The organism is Actinoallomurus sp. NPDC052274 (assembly GCF_040679475.1).
In the GTDB taxonomy this organism is placed as follows: domain Bacteria; phylum Actinomycetota; class Actinomycetes; order Streptosporangiales; family Streptosporangiaceae; genus Actinoallomurus; species Actinoallomurus liliacearum.
The window spans coordinates 26,325-38,747 of sequence record NZ_JBFAUT010000075.1; the positions used below are offsets into that span (position 1 = coordinate 26,325).

Consider the following 12,423-nt stretch of genomic DNA (forward strand, 5'->3'; position numbering starts at 1 on the left):
GGTCGTGCCGCCGCTGCCGGGGCTGGACGCCGAGGGGGTCGTCGCCTTCCGCACGCTCGACGACTGCGGCGTCATCATCCGGCTGGCCGCTGACGACGGCACGGTGCTGCCCGCCGATCTGGTGGTGCTGGCCTGCGGCATCCAGCCGCGGACCGGGCTCGCGCGCGAGGCGGGCCTCACGGTCGACCGGGGCGTCGTCGTCGACGACCGGCTGCGCTCGGTGGACGACCCCGCCGTGCACGCGATCGGGGAGTGCGCCCAGCACCAGGGCACGGTGTACGGGCTGGTCGCGCCCGCGTGGGAGCAGGCCCGGATCCTCGCCGACCTGCTCACCGGCGGCGACGCGCGGTACGGGGGATCGCGGCAGGTCACCCGGCTGAAGGCGGCCGGGATCGAGCTGGCCGCCATGGGCGAGACCGACCTCGGCGACGACGAGGCGGAGGTGATCCGCTTCGCCGACCCGGCGCGCGGCACGTACAAGAAGGTCGTGATCCGGGACGACCGGCTGATCGGCGCCATCCTGCTCGGCGAGACCACCACCGCGGGGATGCTCACCCAGCTGTACGACCGGGCGGCGCCGGTGTCGGCCGACCGCCTGGCGCTGTTGTTCCACGGGCTGAACCCGGTCACGCCCGCCGAGACGCCGGTGCGGATGCCGGACGCGGCGACGGTCTGCGCGTGCAACAACGTCAGCAAGGGCCACATCCGCGCCTGCTGGGAGGCGGGCGCGCGGGACGTCTCCGACGTCGCGGCCGAGACCCGTGCCACCACGGGCTGCGGCGGCTGCCGGGACACGGTCGAGGGGATCCTCGACTGGCTCGGAGCCCAGGAGGTGACGTCTCCTACCAGGTCAGGCCGTACGTGAGCGGCTTGTAGCACAGCGGTAACAAGCGGGACGCAGCCGCGAAACGCCTGATGGTCAAGATCGAGGTCAGGTCGCGTCGGGGAGGACAGAATTCGGATGACCAGCCGTCTTGTCGTCGTCGGCCACGGTCCGGCGGCCCATCGCCTCGTCGAGGCGCTGCGGGAGCGCGACTCCGCCGACCGGTGGCGGATCACGGTGGTCGGGGAGGAGCCGCGCGCGGCCTACGACCGCGTCGCGCTGACGTCCTACCTCACCGACGGCGCCGACCTCGGCTACCCGCCGCACGACGAGAGCGTGGTCGTACGGACCGGGGAGCGGGTCGCCGCGATCGACCGCGCCGCCCGTACGGTCCGCACGGACGCGGGGGAGACCCTGCCCTACGACGCGCTGGTGCTGGCCACCGGGTCGGTGCCGTTCGTGCCGCCGGTGCCGGGCGCCGAGCACGCCTTCGTCTACCGGACGATCGAGGACCTCGACGCGCTCCGCGCCGCGGCCGGCGGCGACCTTACTATGTCAAGGCGAGCGGCCGGTGTGGTCGTCGGCGGGGGGCTGCTCGGGCTGGAGGCCGCCCGCGCGCTCCAGGGGCTCGGCCTGGACACCCACGTCGTCGAGGTGGCGCCCTGGCTGATGCCGCGCCAGCTCGACGAGGGCGGCGGCGCGATGCTGCGCCGCCACATCGAGGCCCTCGGCATGACCGTGCACACCGGCGTCGGCCTCGAACGCGTCGAACCCGGCGCGGTGCGCCTGGCCGGGGACGTCGTCCTGGCCGCCCACGTGGTGGTCTTCTCGGCCGGCGTCCGCCCGCGCGATGACCTCGCCCGCGCGGCCGGCCTGCCGGTGGGGCCGCGCGGGGGCGTCGTCGTCGACGACGCCTGCCGTACCGAGGACCCGCGCGTCTTCGCCATCGGCGAGTGCGCCCTGGTCGGCGGAATGGTCTACGGGCTGGTCGGGCCGTGCTTCACGATGGCCGAGGTGGTCGCGGACCGGCTGCTGGACGGGGCGGCGCGGTTCACCGGCGCGGACCTGTCCACCCAGCTCAAGCTGATGGGCGTGGACGTCGCCAGCTTCGGCGCCCCGTCCGCCGATGCCCTCGACGTCATCTACACCGACCCGGTCGCCGGGATCTACAAGCGCCTCGTCGTCAGCGACGACGCGCAGACCCCTCCTGGGCGGCGTGCTGGGACGAGTGGCGGGCGATCCTGGACGATCCGGAGAAGCTGCGCCGCTTCGTCTCCTTCGTCAACGCGCCCGGCATGCCCGATCCGAGCATCGTCTTCGAGCCCGAACGTGACCAGATCAAGCCCGCGATGGAGGAGGTGGCCCGTTGACCGGCATGTGCGCGTTCCCGGTCGGCGGGCGGCGACCGGGCGGGCGGAGCGAAGGGAGCACCCGTTGACCGAGACCCTGGCGCCGGCGCCCGCGATAACCGGCACACCGGCCGTGCGGACGTGGACGGCCGTCTGCGACTACGACCTGCAGCCCGAGCGCGGCGTCTGCGCGCTGGTCGGCGACCGGCAGGTCGCGATCTTCCGCACCTACGACGGCGCGCTGTACGCCCTGTCCGGGCACGACCCGTTCAGTGGCGCGAACGTCCTGGCGTGGGGGATCGTCGGAACCCGCGGCGGGCTTCCCACCGTGGCCTCCCCGATGTACAAGCAGGTGTTCGACCTCGCCACGGGCCGCTGCCTGGACGACCCTGCCGTGTCCGTGCCGACCTTCCGAATACGGCGTGCCGGGGGTCGCGTGGAGGTGGCCGAGTCGTGAACGACGCGCCCCTGGCCGGATTCACCGTGGGCGTCACGGCGGCGCGTCGGCACGAGGAGCTGTCGGCGCTGCTGGAGCGCAAGGGCGCCCGCGTGGTGTACGCCCCCGCGATCCGGCTGCTGCCGCTCGCCGACGACGCCGAGCTGCTGGCGGCCACCCGCGAGATCCTCGCGGACCCGGTGGACGACGTGATCGTCACGACCGGCATCGGCCTTCGGGCCTGGCTGGAGACGGCCGACGGCTGGGGGCTGCGGGACGACCTGATCAAGCGCCTGGGCGACGTGCGCATCCTGGCGCGCGGCCCGAAGGCCAAGGGCGCCGTGCGCGCCGCCGGGATGGCCGAGGCATGGTCGCCCGAGTCGGAGAACTGCGACGAGGTCCTGCGTCACCTCCTGGAGGAGGACCTCCGGGGGCGGCGGATCGCCGTCCAGCTCTACGGCGAGCCGACGCCGCATCTCACCGGCGCGCTGCGGCGCGCGGGCGCCGACGTCGTGGAGGTCCCGGTCCACCGCTGGGCCCGCACGGACGATCCGACGCCGCTGCGCAGGCTCGTCGGGCAGGCGGTGGCCGGCACCATCGACGCGATCACCTTCACCAGCGCCGCGGCGGTGTCCGCGACACTGGCGGTCGCGGCCGAGGACGACCTCGAGGATCCGCTGCTGGACGCGCTGCGCACCCAGGTGGTGGCCGCGTGCGTCGGTCCGGTGACCGCCGCGCCGCTGGAGGAGCGGGACGTCGCGACGGTACGCCCCGAACGCGCCCGCCTCGGCGCGCTCGTCCGGGCGCTCGCCGCCGAGCTGCCCGTCCGGCGGTCCAGCCGGGTCGCCGTGGCCGGTCACGCCCTCGAGCTGCGCGGACACGCCGTGGTGATCGACGGGCAGCTCAAGCCGATCGCCCCGGCGCCGATGGCGATCCTGCGGGCCCTCGCCCGCCGTCCCGGCCACGTGGTCTCGCGCGCCGAACTGTGCACCGTGCTGCCGAGCCGGACCCTGCCGGGCGGCACGAGCCAGGGACGCCCGTACCCGGACGAGCACGCCGTGGAGATGGCGGTCGCGCGGCTGCGCCGCGGCCTGGGCCGGGGCGGACTCGTCGAGACCGTGGTCAAGCGCGGTTACCGGCTGGCCTGCGAACCGCTCCGTCCGGGGCCCGCCGCTCCGCGCACCGGCGCCCCGGAGGCGGTATGACCCTGCTCGCGGTCGGGCACGGCACCCGCGACCCGGCCGGAGCCGCCGTCATCCGCGCCCTCCTCGACCGGCTCCGCCTCCTGCGCCCCGGACTGACCGTCGTCGAGTCGTACGCCGAGATCACCGAACCGTCCCTGGAGGACGCCCTCGCCGGGCTTTCCGCCGGGCGGAGCCTGGTCGTGGCGGTTCCGCTGATGCTCGGCCGCGGCTATCACACGCTGGTCGACATCCCCGGCCGCGCCGGCCCGTACGTCACGGTCGCCCGGCCCCTGGGACCGCATCCGCTGCTGGCCGGGGCACTGGCCGACCGGCTGGGACCGGACCGGCACGCCGACGCGGTCGTGCTGGGCGCGGCCGGCACCTCCGGCTGGCACCCGGCCACTTCCACGACCGCATGCTCGCCGCGGGCGCCGACGCGGTCGCGCCGCCGCTGGGCGTGCACGACGCGCTGGCGCGGGGCGTCCTCCGCCGTTACGACGAGGCGCTCACGGCCGCCGGGGCGAGGATCCGGGACCGTCGGGTGGTGAGCCGCGCAGGATGACGTGGGCCGGACGCCCCAGCTCGAGGAACATCCGCACGTCGTCGTACCGATGGTCGCCGACCTCGATCGCGTTGGGCAGGCGCCCCCACTCGCGGAAGCCGAGCCGCTCGTACAGCTCGATGGCGCCGTGGTTGTTGCCCCGTACGCCGAGGGTCAGCACCTCGATGCCGTTCGTGCGGGCGTGGTCGATGACGGCCTCCAGGACACACCGGCCCAGCCCGAGCCCGCGCGCCTTCGGGTGCGCCATGACCTTCTGCACCTCCGCCTTGTGACGGAAGACGTCGGTGGCGCCGCGACGCCACAGGCCGCCGGCGGCCACCTCGCCGTCGAGGAGGGCCAGCGCCAGGGCGGCGTCGCCCGCCCGGGTCCGGTCGAGGACCTCGTCCAGCCACCGGTCGGTCTCCGCCCGGTCGGGCGTGGTCAGCCAGCCGATCGCCCCGCCGAGCTCGACGACAGAGTGGATCATCCGGTGCACACCGGCACGTAGGCGCTCGTCGGCTGAGGTCGGCCAGTGGATCTCTACGCGTGGGCTCACGGTCGGCCATTCTCCCGGACGTTCCCGGCCTCCTTCGGTCCGGGCCGCGCGCGCAGACGCGTCAACGGTCGACAAGCAGGGCGCCGATGCCGTCGAGCACCTGCTCGAGGCCGATGTCGAAGGCGGTCTCCGCGTCGGGGTGCGTGCCCTCTCGGATCATCTTGGTCAGCGCGGGATGGCGCCCGGTGGCCAGCACCCGCTCGAGGTACGGGCCGGCAGCGGCCTGCCACCGTCGCTCGTCCAGGCCGGTGGCGCGTTCTGCGCGCGCCTCGGCGACCTCGTTCCGGACCGCTCCGACCACGTACGCGTGCATCGTGCGGGACGCCTGCGCCACGGAGTCGGCGTCGGTGAATCCGGGGGTGCCGTCCAGCGCGGCCAGCGACGCCTCCAGATAGGCCAGCGCGCAGGGGCCGAGGGGCGGTCGCCCGCCGAGCAGGTCGGCGAACCACTCGTGCCGCAGCGCGGCCCGCCGGAGACCGTGCGCGAGGGACCGCAGCGCCGCGCGCCGATCGCAGTCCGCCGCGGGCGGCGGGATCTCGCCGTACACCGCGTCCACCATGAGGTCCAGCAGTTCGTCCTTGGTGGACAGGTAGCCGTAGAGCCGCATCGGCCCGGCGTCGAGCGCGGCGGCGACCTTTCGGAGCGACACGGCCTCCAGCCCGTCGGCGTCCGCGAGCCGGATCGCGGCGGCGACGATCCGGTCCCTGCTGAGCGGGCTCGGCGCGGGCCGACTCGGCGGCTCGGGGCGCTCCCAGACCAACGTGGGCTCGCCGCCCGCGTCTCGTCGTCTCGCCATCGGGCCTCGTCATCTCCTCTGGTCGTCGTTTCGCGGGACAACAATACACTCGATGGATCGATACGGTGTATTGTGCGATACGCCGTATCGACACAGAGAGTTGAGATCTCATGAACGTTCCCCTCGACAACCCCCGTATCGCGATCGTGGGAGGTGGCCCCGGCGGGCTGACCCTCGCCCGTGTCCTGCACGTCCACGGCATCGACGCCGTGCTCTACGAGCGCGACGCCTCCCGGGCCGCGCGCGCCCAGGGAGGTTCGCTCGACCTGCACGTCGAGAGCGGACAGCGCGCCCTCCGTGAGGCCGGGCTGTGGGAGGAGTTCCTGGCCTTCGCCCGCGCGGAGGGGCAGGACCTGCGTCTCCTGGACCCCGACGGGACCCTGCTGCTCCGGCAGGACACTCCCGACGACGCCCCGCTGAGCCGGCCCGAGATCGACCGCGCAGACCTACGTGAGCTGCTGATCGACTCCCTCCCGCAGAGCGCCGTCGTATGGGGACGCGTCTTCGAGCGCGCGACCCCGCTGCCCGGCGGCGGGCACCGGCTGCACTTCACCGACGGCGGCACCGCCGACTGTGACCTGCTCGTCGGCGCGGACGGCGCCCGCTCTCGCGTCCGTCCCCTGCTCACCGACGCCCGCCCGTTCCATGTCGGCCTGAACACCGTCGAGAGCGGCATCCCGGACATCGACCGCACGCATCCCGAGCTCGCGGCCATGGTCGGGCGCGGCAACTACTGGGTCCTCGGCGCCGACCGCTCCCTGTCGGCCCAGCGCAACGGTAATGGCGGGGTCCGCGTCCATCTCGGCTTCAACACCCCCGAGGGCTGGCTGGACGACTGCGGCATCCCCTTCGACGACCGGAAGCGGGCCCGCGCGGCCCTGATGGAGTCGTTCGCCGACTGGGCGCCGCAGTGCGCCGCGCTGATCGAGGCGTGTGAGGACCGCTTCGTGCCCCGTCCGATCATGATGCTGCCGATCGGCCTGACCTGGGCGCCCGTCCCCGGCGTCACGCTGCTCGGCGACGCCGCGCACCTGATGCCACCGGTAGGAGAGGGGGCCAACATGGCCATGCTCGACGCCGTCGAACTCGGGCTGGCGCTGGCCACGGGACGGGGCGACCTGGTCGCCGCGGTCAGGGACTACGAGAGCGCGATGTTCGAACGCGCCGCCGTGGCGGCGCGGGAGTCCGCGGACATCTTGAAGACCCTCATGTCCGGCGCGCGCGGTCTCCTGGAGTTGTTCCAGCGCCAGGCCGGATCTCGTTGAGGCGACGCTAGAGGGCGTCCGGCGCGTCGTAGGACGCGCGGGCGGCGTGGACCTCCGCGATGTGCGTCTCGGCCCACTCCTTCGCCGCCTGGACGAGCGGTAGCAGGCTCACACCGAGCGGGGTCAGCTCGTAGTCGACGCGGACCGGCACGGACGGAGTGATGGTGCGGGTCACCATGCCGTCCCGTTCGAGGGTCCGCAGCGTCTGGGTGAGCATCTTCTGGCTCACGCCCGCGATGGTCCGGCCCAGGTCGCTGTAGCGCCGTGGACCGTCGGCCAGCGCGTTGAGGATGAGGGTGACCCACTTGTCGCTGATCCGGTCGAGCAGTTCCCGGGCGGGGCAGGTGGTGAGGTAGGCGTCGTAGGCGGCGCGGGCCTCGGCCCGCCGTTCGGCGGCGCTCTGGGTCGGCATGGCTCTCCCGAGGGTTGCTTACGCACTTCCAGGTACGTACTTCCCGATAGAGAGTAGCGGTCCGTAGGTTTCCGGTGTACCGCAAACCGACACACGGAGAAAGGACTACGCCATGCGCGCGGTCGTCGTTCGTTCCTACGGAGGCCCGGAGGCCCTGGAACTCGCCGAGGTCCCGGTTCCCGAGCCGGGTCCCGGCCAGGTACGCGTCCGGGTCCGTGCCGCCGCCGTCAACCCCGTCGACGTCGCGACCCGCGCCGGTCACCTCGTCCAGGGCGGGATCATGGCGGCGCGCGAGGTGACCGGCCTCGGCTGGGACGTCGCCGGGGTCGTCGAGGCGACCGGCCCCGGCGTGGCCGGGTTCGGGCAGGGAGAGGAGGTCATCGGGCTGTCCGACCGGCTCGACCTGCCCCTGGGCACCCACGCCGACCAGGTCGTCCTGGACGCGGACGCCATCGCGCGCAGGCCGGTCGGGCTGTCCCCGGAGACGGCGGCGACCTTGCCGCTGAACGCCCTCACCGCCGACCAGGCGCTGGACCTCCTGAACCTCCGGGCCGGGCAGACCCTCCTGGTCACCGGCGCGGCCGGTGCCGTCGGCGGGTTCGCCACCGAACTGGCCGCGCTGCGCGGGATCCGCGTCGTCGCGGTCGCGGGGGCGCAGGACGAGGAACCGGTCCGCGGGCTGGGCGCCGAGATCTTCGTGCCCCGGACGCGGGAGCTGTCGGCGGCCGTCCGCTCGGTGGTGCCCGGGGGTGTCGACGCCGCGATCGACGCGGCCGTCGTCGGTCTCCCCGCGCTGGAGGCCGTACGCGGCGGGGGCGCGTTCGCGGCCGTCGTCGGCGGCGCGGCCCCGCCGGCGCTGCGCGGCACCCGGGTCGCCAACGTGTGGATCCGCGCCGACGGGCCGCGGCTGGCCGAGCTGGCGCTGCTCGCGTCCGACGGACGCCTCACGCCGCGGGTGGCCGGTACGTTCCCGCTGACCGAGGCGGCGACGGCCCACCGTCTCCTGGAGAAGGGCGGTCTGCGCGGCCGCCCGGTGCTCCTGCCCTGATGGGTCAGGAGGTGGCGGCGCCCGCCCGGCGGGCTGATCGGTCGTGACGCCCTGCGGACCGGAACGCGAAGGCCCGCCGGGAGCGGGTGCTCCCGGCGGGCCTTCCGTACGGTCGGCTCGGTCCGCTAGCTGGCGAAGTCGAGCAGCGGCTGGGCGTTGCTCGGGTGCCGCAGCTTGGACAGCGACTCCTTCTCGAGCTGACGGATCCGCTCACGGGTCAGGCCGAGGTGCTTGCCGATCTCGTCCAGCGTGCGAGGCGTGCCGTCGTACAGCCCGAACCGCATCGCCATGATCTTCTCTTCCCGCGGCGAGAGCACCGACAGGGCGCGGCGCAGCTGGTCGGCCATCAGCTGGCGGTCGACAAGTTCGGACGCCTCCGGGCTGTCGGTGTCCTCGATGAGGTCGCCGATGCGCGTCTCGCCGTCCTCGCCGATCGTCGAGTCCAGGCTGATCGGCTGGCGGCTGGTCCGCAGCAGCTCTTGGACCTGGGCGGGGCTCTTGTCGAGCTCCTCGGCCAGCTCCTCCGGAGTGGGCTCGCGGCCCAGACGCTGGTGCATGTCCCGCTCGACGCGGCTGAGCTTGCTCAGCATCTCCAGGACGTGAACCGGCAGCCGGATCGTGCGGGCGGAGTCGGCGAAGCCACGCTGAATGGCCTGCCGGATCCACCACATCGCGTAGGTGGAGAACTTGTAACCCTTGGTGTAGTCGAACTTCTCCACCGCGCGGATCAGGCCGAGGTTGCCCTCCTGCACCACGTCGAGCAGCGACAGGCCGCGATCGGCGTACTTCTTCGCCACCGAGACGACGAGCCGCAGGTTCGCCTCGAGCATGTGGGCCTTGGCCCGGCGGCCGTCCTCGGCGACCAGCTCGAGATCATCGCGGTCGCTCTCGGAGAGCCCGGTCTCGGTCTCGAGCTTGTGCTCGGCGTAGAGTCCCGCCTCGATGCGCTTGGCGAGCTCGACCTCCTGCGCCGCGGTGAGCAGCTGCCGGCGGCCGATCGCCTTGAGGTAGGTGTGCACCGAGTCGCCCATGACCGAGGACTGGTCGTCCAGGTCGGTCGGGGCGTCGACCTCGTAGTCATCGGACTCGAGCTCGGCGACGGGAGCGTCCACCGCCTCGGGGTCGGCCGGGTGCTCGGACCCGGTCTCGGCCCGCGGCGCCTCGGCCTTGGCGACCTTCGCCTTGCCCGCCGTCTTGGCGCGGGCGGGCTTGGCCTTCTTGACAGTGGCCGTACCCTTCTTGGTGGACGCGGCCTCGGTCTTGTCCTCGCTGGCCAGTCGGACTCCGGCGTCGGTCAGCTGGCGGATGATGGAGCGGCCCTGCGTGGGGGTGATGCCGGCTTCCTGGAAGGCATTGCGCACCTCGTCCAGCGAGAGGTGCCCCTGAGAACGGCCACGGTCGAGAAGCTCCTCGAAAGGCGTCAGCCCTGCGGGCATGGTCGCAGCAGCGGTTCGCGGCATGAGGACACCTCCCTCCCTTCGTGTCCTAGCGGTATGGGACGTATGTCGTCTGCTTGCGCGCGCACTATCGGAAACGCACGATTATGGCCGGGTTGTTCCCGCAGAGCGGAAACTTTCACGTGTGCACGCGCCCGGGTACGGCAAAGCCCCCCTCGCCTGCCAACCGCACAGGCTATCAGCACCCCGCCCGACCTGCGGGGTAAGCGTCCCGGCGGGTCGTCACCGGGTGTGACCAAGGCCACTCCGCGTGGCCGGCCTCAGCGATGGGTGCGGATCGTCGCGAGCTTCGAGGTGCACGTGGTGATCGTGCCATGAGTGCCGCAGGTCCAGTGGCCGATGACCACCAGGCCGGCCGTGCCCTCCGCCGGAGTGTCGGGGTCGTTGTACTTCTCGAAGACGCTCATCGCCTCGACGCAGCTCGTCCGGCCGCGTACGACCTGAACCGTGGCACGGCCGCCGGTCACGGTGGTGACCTGGCCGCACTCCGTGCCGGGACGGGCGAGTCGCGGCCGGCCGGTGGGGGACGGTGACGGTGTCGGGATCACCAGGGACAGGGTCGGCCGCGCCTGCGGATGGCGCTCACTCGCGCAACCCGCGGCGGCGATCAACATCAACAGGGCGAATGCAGGGCGTACCACCACGACGACGGATTCTCCCAGAGCCGCCGGGCCCGCCGGGCCGTGGCGTCGCACGGGCGGTTACCTGACCCAGTGGAAGAATTCACCATTTTTTGGCGGTTCGGGGCTTCAATGATGTCCTGACAACACTGATCATGACGGGTGACCGTCCCCCTGACAAGGAGGCTCCGTGCACACCCGCCAACGCACTCGCTTCACCTGGCCGGTCCGGCTCGCCGTCACCGTCGCGGCGACCGCGTCCGTGGCCGGCGTGGTCGGCGTCACCCACGCCGGCGCGTCGGTCTACGGCTCCTGCACGATCTCGCGGTGCGCCGACGCCCGTTCGGCCGACTCGATCTGGGCGTCCAAGGGCTACCCGACGACCAGCGGCTGGTACTCCTGGCCGGACGGCAAGTACAACTACACCGGCGGCCGTTTCTACAACCGGGAGGGCGAGCTGCCCAGCGGCGCGACCTACTACGAGTACGACGTGTACTCCCGCGCGAAGGGCGCCGCGCGCGACGCGTACCGGATCGTGGTGAACCGCAGCACCGGCGTGACCTGGTTCTCGCCGAACCACTACACCGACTTCTACCAGCTCTAAGCGCGTCCGGCGGGTCGCCGCCCGCCACGGACGGGCTCCACCGGACACGCCCTCGGCTCAGCCTCGGCGCAGGCGCTCCAGATCGGGTTTGCCGGAGGGGAGCAGCGGCAACTCCTCGACGAGCTCGAGCCGGCGCGGCGCCGCGTACGCGGGGAGCTCCGCGCGGACCCAGGCGCGGAGCTCCTCCAGGCCCGGCCGGTCGTCGCCGGGGACGACGACGGCCGTCACCCGCTGCCCCCATTCGGGATCGTCGCGGCCCACGACGGCGACGTCCCGTACGCCGGGATGCCGGGCCAGCACCGCCGCGACCTCGCCCGCCACGACCTTCTCCCCGCCGGTGACGATGACGTCGTCGGCCCGGCCCCGCACCCGCAGCCGCCCGTCCTCGAGCACGCCGAGGTCCTGGGTGACGAACCACGCGCCGTCCCGGACGGCGGCGGTCAGCTCGGGTCGCAGCCGGTAGCCGCCGAACAGCACCGGGCCGGCCAGCCGGATGCGCCCGTCGGCGCCGATCTCGACGGACACGCCGTCGAGGGGCACGCCGTCGTAGACGCAGCCGCCGCAGGTCTCGCTCATCCCGTACGTCGTGAAGACCCGACCGCCGCGCGCGCGGGCCGTCGCCACGAGGTCGGGCGGCGGCGCCGCCCCGCCGAGTAGGATCGACCGGAGACCGCGCAGGTCGACGTCGGCGTCGATGAGGCGGCGTAGCTGGGTCGGCACCACCGAGATGTGCGCAGCGCCGGATCCCGCGACCTCTGACACGTCGAACCGCGGGTGTATCACCGGGTCGGTGCCGGCGACCAGGGACCGGATGAGGACCTGAACGCCCGCGATGTGGCTGGTCGGCAGGCAGCACAGCCAGCGGTCCCCGGGCTCGGCGCCGATCCGCGACAGCGTCGCCGAGGCGGAGTGCCGGAGCGCCGTCGCCGTCAGCTCCACGACCTTCGGCGCGCCGGTCGACCCGGACGTGGCGATCAGCACCGCCGTGTCGTCGGCCACCGCCGGCCCCGGCGCGCAGCCGGTACCGCAGGCGTACCGCCGGCTCCCGTCGGCGGTCTCCACCCAGGACGGGCGGAGCGCGTCGAGCAGCCGGGTCAGGGCGGGGGCGGGCAGCTCGGGGGAGAGCGGGCAGATCGCCGGGCCGGTGCCGTCGAGCGCCGCCTCCAGGCGGCGGAACAGCGACGGCCCGGGCGGCAGGATGACGGCGTGCAGGCTTCGGCTCATGACGCCGATCAGCCTAGACGAGTAGTTCCGATGTGGTCAGTGATCGAAGGCGGTCAGTGATCTGGTGACTGGTGCGCCGGTGTGGTGGTTGTGCCAGATCGCGGTGGC

General features: G+C 73.3%; 13 protein-coding genes. 7 read left to right on the forward strand and 6 right to left on the reverse strand.

The genetic code is table 11. The features are described from left to right. Nucleotides 1-4: 4 nt before the first annotated feature. From AB0K82_RS39205 to AB0K82_RS39220, 4 genes are all read left to right on the forward strand, one after another. Nucleotides 5-865, forward strand: a complete 861-nt coding sequence (locus AB0K82_RS39205) for a (2Fe-2S)-binding protein (protein WP_364407173.1) — start codon at nt 5-7, stop codon at nt 863-865. Nucleotides 866-961: 96 nt separating this feature from the next. Continuing rightward, a complete protein-coding gene (nirD, locus tag AB0K82_RS39210) occupies nt 962-2,629 on the forward strand; it encodes a nitrite reductase small subunit NirD (RefSeq protein WP_364407176.1) in 1,668 nt (555 codons plus the stop codon). Continuing rightward, complete coding sequence (locus tag AB0K82_RS39215) at nt 2,626-3,813, forward strand: uroporphyrinogen-III synthase (protein WP_364407179.1); 1,188 nt, start codon at nt 2,626-2,628, stop codon at nt 3,811-3,813. The genes nirD and AB0K82_RS39215 overlap by 4 nt, the downstream gene beginning before the upstream one ends. Next, nucleotides 3,810-4,340: a CbiX/SirB N-terminal domain-containing protein gene (locus tag AB0K82_RS39220; protein WP_364407182.1), complete on the forward strand. Its 531-nt coding sequence runs from the start codon at nt 3,810-3,812 to the stop codon at nt 4,338-4,340. Before AB0K82_RS39215 ends, AB0K82_RS39220 begins: the two co-directional genes overlap by 4 nt. Here AB0K82_RS39220 and AB0K82_RS39225 read toward each other — a convergent pair. Both AB0K82_RS39225 and AB0K82_RS39230 read right to left on the reverse strand, forming a co-directional pair. After that, nucleotides 4,299-4,889 carry a GNAT family N-acetyltransferase gene (locus AB0K82_RS39225; RefSeq protein ID WP_364407185.1) on the reverse strand — a complete coding sequence of 197 codons (591 nt, stop codon included), beginning with the start codon at nt 4,887-4,889 and terminating at the stop codon, nt 4,299-4,301. The two genes, AB0K82_RS39220 and AB0K82_RS39225, sit on opposite strands and share 42 nt — an antisense overlap. Nucleotides 4,890-4,950: 61 nt before the next feature. Continuing rightward, nucleotides 4,951-5,685, reverse strand: a complete 735-nt coding sequence (locus AB0K82_RS39230) for a TetR/AcrR family transcriptional regulator C-terminal domain-containing protein (protein ID WP_364407188.1) — start codon at nt 5,683-5,685, stop codon at nt 4,951-4,953. Nucleotides 5,686-5,795: 110 nt separating this feature from the next. On the opposite strand from AB0K82_RS39230, the gene AB0K82_RS39235 reads away from it, so the two are divergent. Next, nucleotides 5,796-6,950 (forward strand): NAD(P)/FAD-dependent oxidoreductase, encoded by a 1,155-nt coding sequence (locus AB0K82_RS39235; protein ID WP_364407190.1) that lies wholly within the window; start codon nt 5,796-5,798, stop codon nt 6,948-6,950. Between the two features lie 7 nt (nt 6,951-6,957). Here the strand turns inward: AB0K82_RS39235 and AB0K82_RS39240 are convergent, their stop codons facing one another. Further along, the gene (locus AB0K82_RS39240) at nt 6,958-7,362 is read right to left on the reverse strand and encodes a helix-turn-helix domain-containing protein (protein WP_364407193.1); all 405 of its coding nucleotides are present in this window, start codon (nt 7,360-7,362) and stop codon (nt 6,958-6,960) included. Nucleotides 7,363-7,474: 112 nt separating this feature from the next. Between AB0K82_RS39240 and AB0K82_RS39245 the strand changes: the two genes are divergently transcribed. Continuing rightward, nucleotides 7,475-8,410 (forward strand): NADP-dependent oxidoreductase, encoded by a 936-nt coding sequence (locus tag AB0K82_RS39245; RefSeq protein ID WP_364407195.1) that lies wholly within the window; start codon nt 7,475-7,477, stop codon nt 8,408-8,410. A 125-nt stretch (nt 8,411-8,535) separates the two neighbouring features. Here the strand turns inward: AB0K82_RS39245 and AB0K82_RS39250 are convergent, their stop codons facing one another. Next, entirely contained in the window at nt 8,536-9,870 is a 1,335-nt protein-coding gene (locus AB0K82_RS39250) for an RNA polymerase sigma factor (protein ID WP_364407198.1), read from the reverse strand. Nucleotides 9,871-10,127: 257 nt separating this feature from the next. Continuing rightward, nucleotides 10,128-10,511 carry a hypothetical protein gene (locus AB0K82_RS39255; RefSeq protein WP_364407201.1) on the reverse strand — a complete coding sequence of 128 codons (384 nt, stop codon included), beginning with the start codon at nt 10,509-10,511 and terminating at the stop codon, nt 10,128-10,130. Nucleotides 10,512-10,677: 166 nt separating this feature from the next. Here AB0K82_RS39255 and AB0K82_RS39260 point away from each other — a divergent pair, with 166 nt between their 5' ends. After that, nucleotides 10,678-11,091, forward strand: a complete 414-nt coding sequence (locus AB0K82_RS39260) for a ribonuclease domain-containing protein (protein WP_364407203.1) — start codon at nt 10,678-10,680, stop codon at nt 11,089-11,091. Nucleotides 11,092-11,148: 57 nt separating this feature from the next. Here the strand turns inward: AB0K82_RS39260 and AB0K82_RS39265 are convergent, their stop codons facing one another. Beyond that, nucleotides 11,149-12,315 carry an AMP-binding protein gene (locus AB0K82_RS39265; RefSeq protein WP_364407205.1) on the reverse strand — a complete coding sequence of 389 codons (1,167 nt, stop codon included), beginning with the start codon at nt 12,313-12,315 and terminating at the stop codon, nt 11,149-11,151. Between the last annotated feature and the right edge of the window lie 108 nt (nt 12,316-12,423).